The 17370-nt window shown below is 46.0% G+C and carries 17 protein-coding genes and 1 pseudogene; 12 read left to right on the top strand and 6 right to left on the bottom strand.

The window, feature by feature from the left end; genetic code table 11:
• Positions 1-438: 438 nt before the first annotated feature.
• From ACJHXB_RS12075 to ACJHXB_RS12085, 3 genes and pseudogenes are all read left to right on the top strand, one after another.
• Positions 439-1555, top strand: a pseudogene (locus tag ACJHXB_RS12075) (hypothetical protein).
• Positions 1556-1906: 351 nt separating this feature from the next.
• Complete coding sequence (slp, locus tag ACJHXB_RS12080; RefSeq protein ID WP_001057453.1) at positions 1907-2473, top strand: outer membrane lipoprotein Slp; 567 nt, start codon at positions 1907-1909, stop codon at positions 2471-2473.
• Positions 2474-2625: 152 nt separating this feature from the next.
• Positions 2626-3156, top strand: coding sequence for a helix-turn-helix transcriptional regulator (locus tag ACJHXB_RS12085; RefSeq protein ID WP_000478624.1), 531 nt, complete (start codon positions 2626-2628; stop codon positions 3154-3156).
• Between the two features lie 60 nt (positions 3157-3216).
• Here the strand turns inward: ACJHXB_RS12085 and chuS are convergent, their stop codons facing one another.
• Both chuS and chuA read right to left on the bottom strand, forming a co-directional pair.
• On the bottom strand, positions 3217-4245 hold the full coding sequence (gene chuS, locus ACJHXB_RS12090; protein ID WP_001017196.1) for a hematinate-forming heme oxygenase ChuS: 1029 nt from the start codon (positions 4243-4245) through the stop codon (positions 3217-3219).
• A gap of 48 nt (positions 4246-4293) precedes the next feature.
• On the bottom strand, positions 4294-6276 hold the full coding sequence (gene chuA / locus ACJHXB_RS12095) for a TonB-dependent heme/hemoglobin receptor ChuA/ShuA (RefSeq protein WP_000089583.1): 1983 nt from the start codon (positions 6274-6276) through the stop codon (positions 4294-4296).
• 683 nt (positions 6277-6959) lie between these two features.
• On the opposite strand from chuA, the gene shuT reads away from it, so the two are divergent.
• Genes shuT through ACJHXB_RS12125 form a run of 6 tightly spaced genes read left to right on the top strand, consistent with a single transcriptional unit; the run spans position 6960 to position 12169 of the window.
• Positions 6960-7874, top strand: coding sequence for a heme ABC transporter substrate-binding protein ShuT (gene shuT / locus ACJHXB_RS12100; RefSeq protein ID WP_001469405.1), 915 nt, complete (start codon positions 6960-6962; stop codon positions 7872-7874).
• A 19-nt stretch (positions 7875-7893) separates the two neighbouring features.
• A complete protein-coding gene (gene hutW, locus ACJHXB_RS12105) occupies positions 7894-9231 on the top strand; it encodes a heme anaerobic degradation radical SAM methyltransferase ChuW/HutW (RefSeq protein WP_000993322.1) in 1338 nt (445 codons plus the stop codon).
• Between the two features lie 12 nt (positions 9232-9243).
• Positions 9244-9738, top strand: coding sequence for a heme utilization cystosolic carrier protein HutX (hutX, locus tag ACJHXB_RS12110; protein WP_000020042.1), 495 nt, complete (start codon positions 9244-9246; stop codon positions 9736-9738).
• Positions 9738-10361, top strand: a complete 624-nt coding sequence (chuY, locus tag ACJHXB_RS12115; RefSeq protein ID WP_000189365.1) for an anaerobilin reductase — start codon at positions 9738-9740, stop codon at positions 10359-10361. The genes hutX and chuY overlap by 1 nt, the downstream gene beginning before the upstream one ends.
• A 48-nt stretch (positions 10362-10409) precedes the next feature.
• Complete coding sequence (gene shuU / locus ACJHXB_RS12120; RefSeq protein WP_000910408.1) at positions 10410-11402, top strand: heme ABC transporter permease ShuU/ChuU; 993 nt, start codon at positions 10410-10412, stop codon at positions 11400-11402.
• Positions 11399-12169 (top strand): heme ABC transporter ATP-binding protein, encoded by a 771-nt coding sequence (locus tag ACJHXB_RS12125; protein WP_001469407.1) that lies wholly within the window; start codon positions 11399-11401, stop codon positions 12167-12169. The genes shuU and ACJHXB_RS12125 overlap by 4 nt, the downstream gene beginning before the upstream one ends.
• Before the next feature lie 51 nt (positions 12170-12220).
• Here the strand turns inward: ACJHXB_RS12125 and ACJHXB_RS12130 are convergent, their stop codons facing one another.
• The 3 genes from ACJHXB_RS12130 to hdeA all read right to left on the bottom strand — a co-directional run bounded on the left by ACJHXB_RS12130 (position 12221) and on the right by hdeA (position 13706).
• Positions 12221-12868, bottom strand: coding sequence for an MgtC/SapB family protein (locus ACJHXB_RS12130; protein WP_001604922.1), 648 nt, complete (start codon positions 12866-12868; stop codon positions 12221-12223).
• A 63-nt stretch (positions 12869-12931) separates the two neighbouring features.
• On the bottom strand, positions 12932-13258 hold the full coding sequence (hdeB, locus tag ACJHXB_RS12135) for an acid-activated periplasmic chaperone HdeB (RefSeq protein WP_001298717.1): 327 nt from the start codon (positions 13256-13258) through the stop codon (positions 12932-12934).
• 115 nt (positions 13259-13373) lie between these two features.
• Positions 13374-13706: an acid-activated periplasmic chaperone HdeA gene (gene hdeA, locus ACJHXB_RS12140; RefSeq protein ID WP_000756548.1), complete on the bottom strand. Its 333-nt coding sequence runs from the start codon at positions 13704-13706 to the stop codon at positions 13374-13376.
• 254 nt (positions 13707-13960) lie between these two features.
• Between hdeA and hdeD the strand changes: the two genes are divergently transcribed.
• Both hdeD and gadE read left to right on the top strand, forming a co-directional pair.
• Complete coding sequence (hdeD, locus tag ACJHXB_RS12145; RefSeq protein WP_000965672.1) at positions 13961-14533, top strand: acid-resistance protein HdeD; 573 nt, start codon at positions 13961-13963, stop codon at positions 14531-14533.
• A gap of 798 nt (positions 14534-15331) precedes the next feature.
• Positions 15332-15859, top strand: a complete 528-nt coding sequence (gadE, locus tag ACJHXB_RS12150; protein WP_000576690.1) for an acid resistance transcriptional activator GadE — start codon at positions 15332-15334, stop codon at positions 15857-15859.
• On the opposite strand, the gene ACJHXB_RS12155 is transcribed toward gadE, so the two are convergent.
• Positions 15860-16138, bottom strand: a complete 279-nt coding sequence (locus ACJHXB_RS12155) for a hypothetical protein (RefSeq protein ID WP_001551801.1) — start codon at positions 16136-16138, stop codon at positions 15860-15862.
• A 107-nt stretch (positions 16139-16245) separates the two neighbouring features.
• Between ACJHXB_RS12155 and mdtE the strand changes: the two genes are divergently transcribed.
• Positions 16246-17355: a multidrug transporter subunit MdtE gene (gene mdtE, locus ACJHXB_RS12160; RefSeq protein ID WP_308325444.1), complete on the top strand. Its 1110-nt coding sequence runs from the start codon at positions 16246-16248 to the stop codon at positions 17353-17355.
• Positions 17356-17370 lie beyond the last annotated feature (15 nt).

The following is a 17370-nucleotide window of genomic DNA, read 5'->3' on the forward strand; positions in this document are numbered from 1 at the left end:
CAATCGACAATCACCACGCAATCATGCTTCTCTGACATTTTATCGGAGAAGCAATGCCTCTTTGTCTCAGTGCTATCCCCCCTTTTAAAGGGCAGATTTCAGTCGCCAATACAACACATTTTTAAATACACTTTAACCTGGTTCATTATTACACATCTAAAACATCACAAAAATATCACTTCACACACTATCGGAGAACATCATAACTTTTTAAAATGAGCGCTTTTTGATAGTTGTTAACGTTTTCCTTTACGATACTATCACTGCCCTTTTTTTATACACAAATATTACCGGGTGGAAATGAAAGGGAAGTTAAAGGTAATTATATCAGGAAGATATGGCGCATTATGTTTATTTCCGCGTAGAAGAAAATCCATTCCTGCTCTAATTCTCCGATTTACAAAAATTTAGCGAAATAGATGAACAATAAGGAATGTTATGTCAATTGACTTTACCCCAGGTATGATAAATACATATCACGGCGATATTTATAACCGCACAACAGATACCGACAATGTTAAAACACCAGACACACCGATGTGGCCTTGTGATAATCAGGAAGAACAACAACCCATTAATTCCCCATTCTCTGGAGAAGGATACAACCCTGAACAATATGATTTAGCGCGGAAACACCTCCCACAAATTTATGCGTGCCGCACGAACACCACATATACAAATGCAGACTACTCCAAAGTTGTGGCTCAACTTGTAAGTCTTATTACTAACATTGAATCGATAAGTTCGACACCACTTACGCGGCAGGCACAGGGACTACTTAATCAAATTAATAACATTAGATACGAAAAGAACAAAAGTGCTGAATGTCGAATCATTGTTGTCGCTAATCCTAAACCCGACAAGGCAATCATAACTAAAATTAGCGTAGAAGAGGGAATACCAGTAAGATTCAGTGTCCAAACCATGTTTTCAGATACTAATTTTATTGCTGAACAACGAGCTGACTTACCGACTAATATAAAAGATATTCAAAACCTGTATCAAAAAATGACGAAGTTATATATTGAGCACAGTGAAAATAAAAACAGGATGAAAGTCTTTGCCGGAACCAACTTTATTGATTTCAATATGACAGGACAGAACCTGTCCGGGTTCGTTCTAACCTTGTCAAGGTTTTATTTCGAAGATCTACTTAATATAAATTTCACTGACGCAAATTTAGGTGACACTATTTTTTCACATAAAGAACACCCTACCCCAAAATTATATAAAGACGAACAATATCTTGACAAACAAATCGAAGGTTTATTTTCAACATTATTAACCATTAATGACAACTTTTTACGAGCAAAAGCGGAAATTGCTTCGACAATAATTAAATTCTTAGAGGCCAGGATAACCAATATTTCATACAATGACATATTAAAATATCAGCAAGAATTCAAAAAACAATGTTATAAGCAAGTTAAAGCCTTTACGACACTACCCCGATACAATAAAATTCAAACATGGGCAGAAATGTCTGAATATCAATTCGAAGTATTTCAATACGAGACGCTTAACCCAAAAAAAATGTCATACGCACCTTATTTAAAGAGATCGCTACCTGATGAAAAAACTATAAATTATGGGGTGGAAATAGAAACACCATCTGGCAAAAGAATTCGCTTATCAAATCATTACCAGAATATAATCCCATAATATGAACATTAGCACTTTATAATCATTGAATAAAAATAGATTTTATGTACCTTTAAAAAAAGACTATTTTATGGGGCGATGGATACTCATGTCACGCCCCAAAATTAACAGAATTAAACTAAACAGAAGGGATATAAACATCAGACAGGTTTACGTTACTATCAGGCATATCGCCTCAGAATCAGATGAAAACTATAAAGAAATATCTATTATGGTTTTAATATTTGTTGATAAGGATAGTAACATGAACATGACAAAAGGTGCACTCATCCTCAGCCTTTCATTTTTGCTTGCCGCATGTAGTTCAATTCCGCAAAATATCAAAGGCAATAACCAACCTGATATTCAAAAAAGTTTTGTTGCTGTTCATAACCAGCCGGGGTTATATGTTGGTCAACAAGCGCGCTTTGGTGGGAAGGTTATCAACGTTATCAATGGCAAAACGGATACGTTGTTAGAAATCGCTGTATTACCGTTGGATAGCTATGCGAAGCCTGATATTGAAGCCAACTATCAGGGCCGACTGCTCGCCAGACAAAGCGGCTTCCTTGATCCAGTGAACTATCGTAATCACTTTGTTACCATCCTCGGTACCATTCAGGGTGAACAACCTGGCTTTATCAATAAAGTCCCGTATAACTTCCTCGAAGTGAATATGCAGGGCATCCAGGTGTGGCATTTGAGAGAAGTGGTTAATACCACCTATAACCTGTGGGATTACGGCTATGGTGCATTCTGGCCGGAACCGGGCTGGGGTGCGCCTTACTACACCAACGCGGTGAGTCAGGTAACACCTGAGCTGGTCAAATAACACCACCGAAAGATGCAGATGCTTTCTCAGCATCTGCATCATGCATTACATCAAATTAATACACAGCCAGCTAACTATTATTATAAGCCCTGTCCTGTTAATTACCTTTGGCAAACTGATTATAAAGTTAATGTTCGCACCAGGAGTCGGTTATGTTTCTTATAATTACCAGGGATACGATGTTCTTCACCGCGATGAAAAACATTCTGAGTAAAGGTAATGTCGTTCATATACAGAACGAAGAAGAGATCGACGTAATGTTGCATCAGAATGCCTTCGTCATTATTGATACATTAATGAATAATGTATTTCATTCTAATTTGCTCACTCAGATTGAACGATTAAAACCTGTCCATGTGATTATTTTCTCTCCCTTTAATATTAAACGCTGCCTGGGGAAAGTACCGGTGACCTTTGTTCCGCGAACTATCACCATCATCGACTTTGTCGCACTCATCAATGGCAGTTACTGCTCTGTGCCTGAAGCGGATGTGTCCCTTTCGCGCAAGCAGCATCAGGTTCTGAGCTGCATTGCGAGTCAAATGACAACGGAAGATATTCTGGAGAAACTGAAAATATCGCTAAAAACGTTCTACTGCCATAAACACAATATCATGATGATCCTCAATCTTAAGCGGATCAATGAGTTGGTACGCCATCAGCATATTGATTATCTGGTGTGATCGATTGATTAATATAAAGAGGCCCAGCAATAAATAGCCAGACCTCCCGTTAATTATACGTTATGCAGTAACGACTTCCGGTATCAGCGAAGCAATTTGCTTACGCCATTGCGCTTGCTCCTGTTCGCCTTCTGTACGTTGACCATAAAGTTGCGCTATCTGCGTACCATCATGGGCAAACAATTCCAGACTGGTCACATAACCGTCACTAGCAGGTTTACGGGTTACCCAGGTTTCAGCAATGCTCTCTTCTAATAGATGAAGAGTAAACGTCGGGTTAAAAATATTCAGCCAACCTTTCATTGGCACCACTTTTTCTACCACGCCAGTGAAAATCTGTACGCAGCCACGGTTGCCAACAAACACCATGATTTCATTGCCATCCTGCTGTGCAGATTCAAGAATTTGCGCCAACGCACTGTTGGATACTTTGCAGGCCAAATCGTCTGCCACCAGATTGAACGCCTGTTGGCGCGTCAGGTTGTGGCGCTTTAGCAACGTAAAAAACTGATGAACGTCGGTCATCGCCCGCCACTCTTGCTCGACCACACTGGCATCGGCTCGCATTTGAACGACTGGCGCATCAACGGCTTTTAACTCAAGCGGCGTATTCTCATCGGTGATAAACCGTGCCAGAAGCTCACTCCATGCCGCCATATCGGTATTGTCGGTGGCATAAACTTTTAGTAATGCATCGCCCTGATGATCAAAGAACTGAATACTCTGGCGTTCGCCACGAGTCGTATTTTCTTTAATGTGAAAAACACTGGCCCATTGATTGAGAAACAGACGCAAATCCAGCGCGCGTGGATTGAGGATCAATCCGGCATGTCCGTTCAAATGCTGGTTTGTGAACGCACCAACTTGCTCATGGACTGCATATTCATTACGGCAAATACATTTGGTCTCGCCAACACTTTCGAGCGCCGCCAGAATTTCACGGATATCGCCGCGCATCCGCCACGCATCGTGCGTGACGCGTGCAAATGCCAGTTCTGCTTCGCTAATATTCATTAACCCTGCGATGTCACGCGCGTACTTTCCGGGATTTTGTTCTTTTAACTCAAGCCAGCGTGTGTAGTGGTTCATTGTCTCTCTTCCTTCCAGATAAATGCCCCGAAATATCGGGGCAGATGATTACCATTGATAACTCACGAAAATTTTTCCGTTACGACCATCCTGTGGGATGCCTTGCGGCGACCAATACTCTTTGTCGAAAGCGTTACCCAACACCAAAGTAGTGGTCATACCTTTCAGCGCCTGTTGTCCTTGATAACTGACGTAGAAATCATTCACGCCATAGCCTGGTTGTTTGCTGTAACTGCTGCTGATATGTGTTGAGCGATCGGCAAACGTACCAACCCACCCAACAGAGAAGCCACTGTGAGCGATCGGAATATTCAGAGTGCTGGTAACGGTATCCGGGTTAATGCTGGAGATGTATTCGCCGGTATCGGTGTCTTTGCCGCGGGTACGGTTATAGGCCACATCAAGGCTAAACAGATCAGTGGTATATTTCGTCATTACATCCCAGCCCCAGATTTTGGCGTTCGGGACGTTATACGACATAGTTGTCGCCGCCGCGAAATCGACGGTCGTGGAGATGTAATCCTTCGCTTTGGTATCAAAGTAGCTGGCTTTAAATTCCAGGGCATCATTGGACAACATCAGGTCATCAAAACGCAGCCCAAAACCGTACTCCTGAGTTTCGTTAGTTTCCGGACGTAAGTTCGGGTTTGGCACCCAATAGTTGGTATAGAAGCGACCAATCGAGAAGTGCTTAGAATCGTTATACATTTCGCCCATCGTCGGGGCACGGAATGCCTGGGCATATGAGCCAAATAACATCAGCCAGTTAGTCGGATTGATAGTCATCCCCGCACGAGATGACCATTTGTCGGCATCAACATCTTTGTAACCGTCACTGCTACCGCGATAACTGTCATAGCGGGTTCCGCCAAGCAGGGTAATCGGCAGATCGCGTAAGGTGATCTCATCCTGTAGCCAGCCGGAGCTAAAATCGATTTTTGCTTGCGGGAAGCCCGTCGTCGCGCCGCCCGGATGTTGTTCCTGACGATAATACTCACCGCCATATGTCAGTAAGTGAGAAGCGAAACTGTCGGCAAAGAGAGTGGAACGGTTCTCCAGCCTGGCTCCTTTTGTTATCTGTTCACGATACTCGCCGGAACTCCCCGTGTTTTGCGCATTAATACGGACTTCCGACCAGTAAATTTTTGCATCTGCATTTAACCAGTCGTTGCCCTGCGGGGCGAGTTTATAAGAAAGCTGCGCATCGCGTTGAATTGTTGAACGATCAACCATCGGGTTGCTGCTATCAGAAGCCTCAACAGTCTGCGGATTTTTTGGTTCACGCGCGTCGTTGTTGTAGTAACGCACTAAACCGCTCAGAGACTGGGCTGAATCAATTTGCCAGGTCCCTTTCGCCAGCATGTTATTAATGGACTCGTCATTCGGCGCGGTTTCACCATTGCTCTGGCGTAAATCACCCCGATCGCGACTGGACCAGGCCACAATACCATCCAGATTTTCAGTTCGTCCAAACGCGCTCGCGCCTAATCCCAGGCTATGGTCCCCCGTGCCGCCAGTACCAAAGACACGAAAACCACTACTTTGTCCTTCCTGCAATAAATCTTTTGCATCGACCGTATCGTAGGAGATCACCCCACCCAGCGCGCCACTGCCATACAGTAATGCTGAAGGTCCGCGAACAATCTCAACACGCTTGATCAGCGCCGGATCAAGAAAAGTACCATTCAGGTGTCCGGTATCCGTTCCCTGGCGAACACCATCGACAAGAACCAGCACGCCGCGATGATCATAGCCACGCATATTTACATCCTGACCGTTGGTTCGTCCGGTACCATCAAGAGTAATTCCAGGAACATGACGCAGCAGATCGGTGGCTGAAGTAGCCGTTTGATTTTCAGGAGCGGAAGTGTCGATGACGCTGACCATCATAGGCGCTTCGAAGGAACTACGGGCATTCCCCGTTGCCGTAACGGTCATGGTTTCAGTAGCAAAAGCAAACGTTGGCAAGGTGGCAGAAACAGCCAAAGCCAACAAACTCAAACGCAACGAGGTAAATTGCGGACGTGACATAGCGATTCTCCATGAGGAAAATAAAAAATGCTGGCTGCCTGGGTTAATACCGGGGTGGCTGGCGAAAAATAAATTTATTTAAAATTCAGGGCGATAATATTCGCCGGGTGAGTTTACAGGCGTTTATATCCCATGAAATTGCCTGGTATCTCGGCAAATACGCAAAAGCACGCCCTCTTTGTCAGGCAAAACGATATGCCCCATCAGGAGTGAAGAGCGCTGTGCGTTACCCCTTGCAAATGATATGGCTTTGTTATCCATATGGCCGTATTTTGTTAAATGCAAACGTGATAATGAGAATTATTATCGATCAATTTTTTATGATCAAGCTTTTTTTTAACCGCCATTAACACAATAAACAGGGGGTTATGAAACTTATCCTGCGCCCTGGAAACCACTTTGTTTTTATGGTTATTCCCCCATGACCTCATCACTAAACTTTGTCGTTAACAGTGATAATTTTCTCTTCGCTTTGCTCTGCAAGCCTCGATATCTCTGGGTTCTCAGCTTTTTCCCGCGCTGAAATTTAGTCGGTAACAAGAACGTTAGCTGACGAAGCATCTTGATAAAAATCAAAAATAAATACGCTTGTAACGCCTTGCGTATTGAATCGACGGTTGTATTTCATATATAACTCAAATGATAATCATGATCATTCTCAATTTGATAAGAGTTCTCATATTATGCCAAGGATCATCACCAGGCCGTTTCTTTTTTCCCCACTGACGTTATGTATTTCAGCCGTGGCCTCTGCCGCGAAGACCGCGGTAAAACGAAAAAAATTGTTTACGGCAGTACTGGCTCTTAGCTGGGCTTTTAGCGTAACGGCTGCCGAACGTATCGTGGTCGCAGGAGGATCGCTGACGGAGCTAATCTACGCGATGGGCGCTGGCGAACGCGTGGTTGGTGTCGATGAAACGACATCTTATCCACCAGAAACCGCCAAACTGCCGCATATTGGCTACTGGAAACAACTCAGCAGCGAAGGCATTTTGTCACTTCGCCCGGATAGCGTAATTACCTGGCAGGATGCTGGACCGCAAATTGTGCTCGACCAACTACGGGCGCAGAAAGTCAACGTCGTTACCCTGCCGCGTGTGCCTGCCACCCTTGAGCAGATGTACGCCAACATTCGCCAACTGGCAAAAACGCTACAGGTTCCTGAACAAGGCGAGGCGCTGGTGACACAGATCAACCAACGCCTGGAGCGAGTACAGCAAAACGTGGCGGCCAAAAAAGCCCCGGTTAGAGCCATGTTTATTCTCTCCGCAGGCGGAAGTGCGCCACAGGTTGCCGGTAAAGGCAGCGTCGCGGACGCCATTCTTTCGCTTGCCGGAGCAGAAAACGTCGCAACCCACCAGCAGTACAAAAGCTACAGTGCAGAATCACTGATTGCGGCCAATCCAGAAGTGATTGTCGTAACCTCACAAATGGTCGATGGCGATATTAATCGGCTACGTTCTATTGCCGGAATTACCCACACTGCCGCATGGAAAAACCAGCGCATTATCACCGTTGATCAAAACCTGATTCTGGGAATGGGTCCGCGTATTGCTGATGTCGTTGAGTCTTTACACCAGCAGCTTTGGCCGCAATAAATGGATTTAAATCAGACGAATGAACGCAAATAACACCCTGGATCTCACGCCACATTTTGCTTTAGACGGTGATCAGCCATTTAAAGACAGGCGCGCCATGATGCCGTTTCGTGGAGCCATTCCGGTTGCCAAAGAGCAACTGGCACAGACCTGGCAAGAGATGATCAATCAAACGGTATCACCACGTAAGCGACTGGTTTATCTACACATTCCTTTTTGTGCGACACACTGCACGTTTTGTGGTTTTTATCAGAACCGTTTTAATGAGGATGCGTGTGCTCATTATACCGACGCCCTGATTCGTGAAATAGAAATGGAAGCGGACAGCGTATTGCATCAGTCTGCCCCCATCCACGCGGTCTATTTCGGTGGCGGTACGCCTTCCGCGCTTTCGGCACACGAGTTAGCCAGAATTATCAACACATTACGAGAAAAGCTGCCACTGGCCCCTGATTGTGAAATCACTATCGAAGGCCGGGTACTGAATTTTGACGCTGAGCGAATCGATGCTTGTCTTGATGCAGGAGCAAACCGTTTCTCAATTGGTATCCAGTCGTTTAACAGCAAAATCCGCAAGAAAATGGCCCGCACCTCGGATGGCCCAACCGCCATTGCGTTTATGGAAAGCCTGGTCAAACGTGACCGTGCTGCGGTGGTCTGTGACCTGCTGTTTGGCCTGCCAGGTCAGGATGCGCAAACCTGGGGAGAAGATCTGGCTATTGCCCGCGATATCGGTCTCGACGGCGTCGATCTCTATGCGCTCAATGTCCTGCCCAATACACCGCTGGGCAAAGCCGTGGAAAATGGGCGTACTACCGTGCCCTCTCCGGCAGAACGTCGCGATCTTTATCTGCAAGGGTGTGATTTTATGGACGATGTCGGTTGGCGCTGCATCAGTAACAGCCACTGGGGCCGTACCACACGCGAACGCAATCTCTATAACCTGCTGATTAAACAAGGTGCCGATTGTCTGGCCTTTGGTTCCGGAGCCGGCGGTTCGATTAATGGTTACTCCTGGATGAACGAACGCAATCTGCAGACCTGGCATGAATCCGTCGCGGCAGGCAAAAAACCGCTGATGATGATCATGCGTAACGCCGAACGTAATGCGCAATGGCGTCATACCTTGCAGTCAGGTGTTGAAACAGCGCGTGTACCGCTGGATGAACTTACGCCACATGCCGAAAAACTCGCGCCGTTACTGGCTCAATGGCACCAAAAAGGCTTAAGCCGCGATGCGTCAACTTGCCTGCGGCTGACTAATGAAGGTCGTTTCTGGGCAAGCAATATTTTGCAGTCTCTTAATGAACTAATTCAGGTACTTAATGCGCCAGCGATTGTGCGTGAAAAACCATAACAGGAGTGATTTATGAGCCATGTCTCGTTACAAGAATTTTTGAAAACGGAGCCGGACGGTACGCTGGAGGTGGTAGCCGAACAATACAACACCACACTGCTGGAAGTAGTGAAAAATCTGCCCTCCTCTACCATAGTGTCAGGCGATAAATTCGATACTGTCTGGGATACCGTCTGCGAATGGGGCAACGTCACCACGTTAGTACATACTGCCGATGTCATCCTCGAATTTAGCGGCGAACTGCCTTCGGGTTTCCACCGCCACGGCTATTTCAACCTACGCGGAAAGCACGGCATGTCCGGGCATATCAAAGCAGAAAACTGCACACATATTGCCTTGATCGAACGTAAATTTATGGGCATGGACACCGCATCCATTCTCTTTTTCAACAAAGAAGGCAGCGCAATGCTGAAAATCTTCCTCGGCAGGGATGACCATCGTCAGCTCCTGAGCGAACAAGTCAGCGCCTTCCATGCTCTGTCAGCATCGTTAAAGGAACACGCCTGATGACGCCGTGGCTACTCTTTGGCGCAGGCGGAAAAGGTGTGGGTGCCAGAACGCTTGAACTGGCGCTGGCAGAGCAACGTCCGGTCGTTGCTGTCGTTCGTCATGCCGATGCCGCCACGAAACTGGCGCAACAAGGCGTACAGGTTTTTACAGGCGACGCCTGTGATGCCAGCGTAGTCGCGGATGCTTGCCGCGCAGCTGGCCCGGATGCGCTTATCATCTCAACAATGGGCGGAGCTCAGGATTATCTGGCGCACAGAACAGTGATTGATGAGGCCGAAAAGGCCGGCATCAGTCGCATGATTCTGGTGACCTCTTTGGGATGCGGCGATAGCTGGCCGTTTTTATCGGAGCGGGCAAAGGCTGCGTTTGGTCAGGCGGTACGGGAAAAAACGCTGGCGGAAAGCTGGTTGCAAACCAGCCAGCTTGATTACGCCATTCTCCGCCCTGGCGGTCTGCTTGATGGTGCGGCAACGGGCAAAGCACAACGGATACAAAATCAGGAGTGTCATGGTTTTGTTCACCGTGCCGATGTCGCCGCACATATCCATGAACTGGCAAATGCGCCAGCACTTAACCAGCAGGTCTACAGTCTGATTGAACCGGACCTGAAACCGGCGTGATACCCCGGCGCGGCATGTCCGCGCCGTAATGTCGTAACGGAGTTTTGCGTGCTCAAGGATTCACTCTCTTCCGCCAGGGTCTTTATGGGGCTATCACTATTATTGCTCGCTCTGGTGCTGTTCGGTGCCAGTCAGGGAGCGTTAAGGATCAGTTTTGATGCTCTTTTTGATGAGGAATACCGCGATATCTGGCTCAATATTCGTCTACCACGGGTTTTGCTGGCGGTGCTGGTAGGTGCAGCGTTGGCAACCGCAGGGGTAATTATGCAGGGGCTTTTTCGCAACCCAATGGCTGACCCAGGATTACTCGGCGTCAGTAGCGGTTCTGCATTAATGGTTGGCGTTGCAATTGTGCTGCCCTTCTCCTTCCCAGTGGTGCTGGTGCTCTATGAGCAAATGGTGTTTGCCATTGCCGGAAGTTTAGTGGTCTGCACCATCATTTTTCTCATCACGCAGCGCCATCGCGATGGCAGCATGATGCAATTATTACTCGCCGGTATCGCCATCAATGCCCTGTGCGGCGCAGCGATCGGCATCCTGAGCTATATCGGCGATGAGCAGCAGCTACGACAACTCACATTGTGGATGATGGGCAATCTTGGACAGGCGCAATGGCCGACGTTATTGGTTGCCAGTTCATTCATCCTACCGGCCATTATCGCAACAACTTGTCTCGCCGGAACGCTGAATTTACTGCAGCTCGGTGATGAAGAAGCCCACTACCTCGGCGTGAACGTTAAGCGTAAACGCCAGCAATTACTGTTAGTGAGCTCACTGCTCGTTGGTGCCGCCGTATCGGTAAGCGGCATTATCGGCTTTATCGGCCTGGTGATCCCGCATCTGATTCGTATGACTACCGGGGCAAATCACCGCTGGCTAATCCCTTGCTCCGCCCTCGCCGGAGCCTGTTTATTGCTGATGGCAGACACGCTTGCCCGCACGCTGGTACAGCCAGCAGAAATGCCCGTGGGATTATTAACCAGCCTGCTTGGCGGTCCTTATTTTATGTGGTTGATTCTGCGCAACCGGAGGATCACATGATCAGCGCCCAGAATCTGGTTTATAGCCTTCAGGGGCGGTGTCTAACTGACAATGTCTCGCTGACTTTTCCCGGTGGGGAAATTGTTGCCATTCTCGGCCCTAATGGTGCGGGAAAATCTACGCTGCTTCGCCAGTTAACCGGCTATCTTCAACCTGATAGCGGCGAATGTCGGTTGTTTAATAAGCCATTAAATGAATGGTCGATTACTGAACTGGCGAAACACCGGGCCGTGATGCGTCAAAATAGCCACATGGCGTTTCCATTCAGCGTACAAGAAGTTATCCAGATGGGGCGGCATCCGCATCGCACTGGTAATCAGGATAATGAAACAGCACAAATAATGGCGTTATGTGACTGTCAGGCGTTAGCAAACCGTGACTATCGGCAATTATCCGGTGGTGAACAACAGCGCGTACAATTAGCGCGCCTGCTGGTGCAACTCTGGGAACCTACTCCCTCACCGAAATGGTTATTTCTTGATGAACCAACTTCGGCGCTGGATATTCACCATCAGCAGCACTTGTTCCGTTTATTACGCCAGTTAGTTCACGAACGGCAGTTCAATGTTTGCTGCGTATTGCACGATCTAAATCTTGCCGCGCGTTATGCAGACCGTATTGTATTAATGCAAAAAGGAAAGGTTATCGCAAATGGTAAACCGCAGGACGTATTGACACAGCAGGCGCTGACAATGCTCTACGGCGCGGATATTACCGTACTTAAAGATCCTGCCAACCATTCACCACTGATCGTCCTCGATCATTAAAACCAACAGGAGTACCGCACTGGTACTCCTGCGAATAAATAACTATACAGATTAGCTAATTGAAACGCCTTTCACCCCTGCCATCTCTTTTAATAATCGCAACAGATCTTCTATCGACGTTGTGGCATGAAGCTGGATATCAATGGCGACCACTTCATGATCTTCATTTTCCTGCAACGAAACTAAATCAGTTTTTATTTTTTGCTGCTTAAACCAGTCGAGCATTGATACCGTATTACCGTTCACTAATGTCAGCTGTAAATGGTAATTTTTGTTCATCAGGCGGAAGGTTAATTGATGGAAGACTTCCAGCACCAGTAAGGTCATCACTGAACCATAAATGCCCAGTTCGTACATACCGCTACCAATAACCATACCAATGGCGGCGGTCACCCAGATATCCGCTGCCGTCGTCAGACCTACAATATTTTGGTTACGAACGAGAATGTTACCTGCACCGATAAACCCGACGCCCGTCACCACCTGAGCAGCAATACGGCTGGGGTCCAGTCCGACGTGATCTAAAGACAGTACGTCAGCAAAACCATATTTCGAAACAATCATAAACAGGGCGCTTCCCATGCCAATTAATACATGTGTGCGTAACCCTGCTCCTTTGCCGCGTATTTGCCTTTCCATGCCAATAGCGCCACAGGCAATTGCTGCGAGTATAAGACGTATAATAAATTCTGCTGTCATATAAAAATGCAAAAAGGAGCAGCAAGATGGCTCAACTTGCTACTCCTTTTTACTTGTACCTCATTAATTCGGCAAGTCATTAGATGCTTGATTTTTGAAGGTATACAAATTTTTCTGCGGGTTTTTCTTGCAGTATTCGATCACTTTAGGAATTTGAGTGAGATCGGTTTCATTTAAAGTAACGGTATCGCCACCTTTATATACTGTCTCTTCATGCAGCATCCACCATGCAACCGGTGTCATTGCTTTTGGATTCAGATCAATAAATTCCTGGCAGGTCATATCTTTAGCAGATTCATTGGCTGCCAGCGCAGATTGTGCGTTCACCAGTGACAAAGCCGCTACAGCGCCCATAAAAATAAACGCTTTACGGAGAGATGAAATGTTCATTTTGTAACCCATTCAATATAGAGATTATATACAAACAGGAGGAATAGCTGCTTTTAAAGAAGATATTCCGGCCTGTTCAATATGCAAGGAAATACGATGTAACGCATTCCCGGTATTACATATCTTTCTTAATTTTGTCCCATTCGCCTTTAACTTTATCTTTAAAGCTGGCTTTTTTATCCTGAGTACAAGCCTGAACGATAGCTGGGGTTACGGTTGCAATACCCTGAACATCTAAAACCGCATCTTCTGGTTTATCTTTGTTGTTCAGCGCTTCAGCAAAACCAACTGCAGTTGGCTGGAAGGATTCGTCCACAGCCAGGAAATCTTCACAGGTCCAGGAGTTGACCGGTTTTTTGTTATCAGCTGCTTTTTGCGCATCCGCTGCATTGCTCACTACTGGCAGAAGAAGCAGACCACCAAGAATAACGCCTAATACTTTTTTCATCGTAATATCCTCAACTATAAAGTGAAAGAGCCGTCACGAATCAATTTCGACACTGAGGTTATAACCTGGTTTTCTGTATATGTCATGTTGATGGAAAATATCAAAATCAGATATTTTTATTTCAATACAATGAGTTACAGATGCATCAGATACTGTAATTAGGAAATTTTTATTAAATCGACTGCATTCTTAGACGCGTTTTTGGCATAGATTGATAGCAGGGGATTTTCTTCTTAATTTTATAGGGTGGTTCTATGTTATATATAGATAAGGCAACAATTTTGAAGTTTGATCTGGAGATGCTTAAAAAACATCGCAGAGCAATCCAGTTTATTGCCGTGCTGCTGTTTATCGTCGGGTTGCTGTGTATCAGTTTTCCGTTCGTCTCTGGCGATATTTTAAGCACAGTAGTGGGTGCATTATTAATCTGCTCGGGTATTGCGCTTATTGTTGGATTATTCAGCAACCGCAGTCATAATTTCTGGCCTGTATTATCCGGTTTCCTCGTCGCAGTCGCCTATTTATTGATCGGCTATTTCTTCATCCGCGCACCGGAGCTGGGCATTTTTGCCATTGCGGCATTTATTGCCGGTTTGTTCTGTGTTGCAGGGGTTATTCGCCTGATGAGTTGGTATCGTCAGCGTTCAATGAAAGGCAGCTGGCTACAGCTCGTTATTGGTGTGCTGGATATCGTCATTGCATGGATATTCCTTGGTGCAACGCCGATGGTGTCTGTAACTTTGGTTTCCACACTGGTGGGTATTGAACTGATATTTAGCGCCGCCAGCCTGTTCAGCTTCGCCAGTTTGTTCGTTAAGCAGCAATAATTATTCCTGTTGTCACCCGGATCATAGTCACTTGATGTGACTATGATCCGATTAATACTCTCTCCGCTACACAGCGTTGTAGATCAATTGCGCACTATCATTGAAATAATTACCTGCTGATGATTATTTCAACCTACTGAATTTCATCTAATTTTTTTCATTCCATGGCAAATTAGCCATTTCAAACATTATCATGGCTGATATTTTCCGTAGTCAGGTTTAATGTTTTAAAAGTGCTGTGGGAAAGTGAACAAAGAGTTCCGTAAGCGTTGATGCTATGGGCGGTTAAATAAGTAATCCGGGTTCATTTTTTTGCAACAGGCGTTGATTACATTGCATAAATATCCGTGTCTCCAGACGCTATATAAAAACCTGAAGACATGAATGCGTTATTTACTCAGGTAATTTCAATGCGTTAAAAGAAAGCTGGCAATCCAATTGCCAGCTTAAGTCGAAACAAGGAGACTCGATATTTAAATCGGATTACATTTTAACTTTAGTAATATTCTTCAGAGATCACAAACTGGTTATTGATAACTTATTCTTGGGCAGTAATCCGTAAACGTTAAGTTTTTGTTTGCCGTTTACAAACTGATAACAACCAGGAATTTTACTTAGGATCAATATATGGAGTGTGTGATGGATAAATCTGAAGCATTGATTAGTGTTAATAGACGTATTAGTTCACGAAAGGCAAAGTTCTTATAGGCGTTTACTATATTGAACAACGATTCGGACAAGGATGTAAATAATGAAAAGGATGACATGTTCGAAACGATAACGGCTAAGGAGCAAGTTATGATTTTTCTCATGACGAAAGATTCTTTTCTTTTACAGGGCTTTTGGCAGTTGAAAGATAATCACGAAATGATAAAAATCAATTCCCTGTCAGAGATCAAAAAAGTAGGCAATAAACCCTTCAAGGTTATCATTGATACCTATCACAATCATATCCTTGATGAAGAAGCGATTAAATTTCTGGAGAAATTAGATGCCGAGAGAATTATTGTTTTGGCACCTTATCACATCAGTAAACTAAAAGCTAAAGCGCCTATTTATTTTGTTAGCCGCAAAGAAAGTATCAAAAATCTTCTTGAGATTACTTATGGTAAACACTTGCCCCATAAGAATTCACAATTATGTTTTTCACATAATCAGTTCAAAATTATGCAACTGATTCTGAAAAATAAAAATGAAAGCAATATCACGTCGACGCTCAATATTTCGCAACAAACATTAAAGATTCAGAAATTCAACATTATGTACAAACTGAAACTAAGACGTATGAGCGACATCGTCACCCTGGGTATCACATCTTATTTTTAGTCAGGACATAAGCAACTGAAATTGATGGCTGGCATGACGAGGGATGCAGATGCTGATTTCATTACCCCCGGTGATTACTAAAGGAGAGGTTAAAACGACTTTATTCCCCTGGTATGTGTATCCACCAGTAGAACCCTTCGTTGCCCGAATGCTGGCAGGAACTGTTGGCAGAACGGCAACATTTTTTTTGTCGTTGACCTCACCATGTCGATCACTATGCCTGTATCCCACCTTACTGGCTGACAACCCCACTATGCCGCTGGTCTGTAAATCCCTCATATCTCTCCTCGCGCGCAATTTAAAGAACCGTTATTTCTCAAGAATTTTCAGGGACTAAAATGAACAGAAGAAGAAAGCTGTTAATACCGTTGTTATTCTGCGGCGCGATGCTCACCGCCTGCGATGACAAATCGGCGGAAAACGCCGCCGCCATGACGCCTGAGGTCGGTGTCGTCACACTCTCCCCCGGTTCGGTCAATGTATTGAGCGAATTGCCCGGTAGAACCGTTCCTTATGAAGTTGCCGAGATACGTCCCCAGGTTGGCGGTATTATCATTAAACGCAACTTTATCGAAGGCGATAAAGTGAACCAGGGCGATTCGCTGTATCAGATTGATCCTGCACCTTTACAGGCCGAGCTGAACTCCGCCAAAGGCACGCTGGCGAAAGCGCTCTCTACCGCCAGCAATGCCCGCATCACCTTTAACCGCCAGGCATCGTTGCTGAAGACCAACTACGTTAGCCGTCAGGATTACGACACCACGCGCACCCAGCTGAATGAAGCAGAAGCCAATGTCACCGTCGCCAAAGCGGCTGTTGAACAGGCGACGATCAATTTGCAATACGCGAATGTCACCTCGCCGATTACGGGCGTCAGCGGGAAATCGTCGGTGACCGTCGGCGCACTCGTTACCGCTAATCAGGCAGATTCGCTGGTTACCGTACAACGTCTGGACCCGATTTATGTCGATCTCACGCAGTCGGTGCAGGATTTCTTGCGTATGAAAGAAGAGGTCGCCAGTGGGCAAATCAAACAGGTTCAGGGCAGTACGCCAGTACAGCTCAATCTGGAAAATGGTAAACGTTACAGCCAGACCGGCACGCTGAAATTCTCCGACCCGACGGTGGATGAAACCACGGGCTCCGTGACGTTACGGGCGATTTTCCCCAACCCAAATGGTGACTTGCTGCCTGGCATGTACGTTACGGCATTAGTGGATGAAGGTAGCCGCCAGAATGTATTACTGGTGCCGCAGGAAGGCGTCACCCACAACGCCCAGGGTAAAGCAACGGCGCTCATTCTGGATAAAGACGATGTCGTGCAGCTACGCGAAATCGAAGCCAGCAAAGCCATCGGCGACCAGTGGGTTGTCACCTCTGGCTTGCAGGCTGGCGATCGGGTGATCGTTTCCGGTTTGCAACGCATTCGTCCGGGTATCAAAGCACGAGCAATTTCCTCCAGCCAGGAAAACGCCAGCACCGAATCGAAACAATAACGTTGCAGGCTTAAG

It is taken from the genome of Escherichia sp. WS3227_2, assembly GCF_046486495.1.
Classification (GTDB): domain Bacteria; phylum Pseudomonadota; class Gammaproteobacteria; order Enterobacterales; family Enterobacteriaceae; genus Escherichia; species Escherichia coli.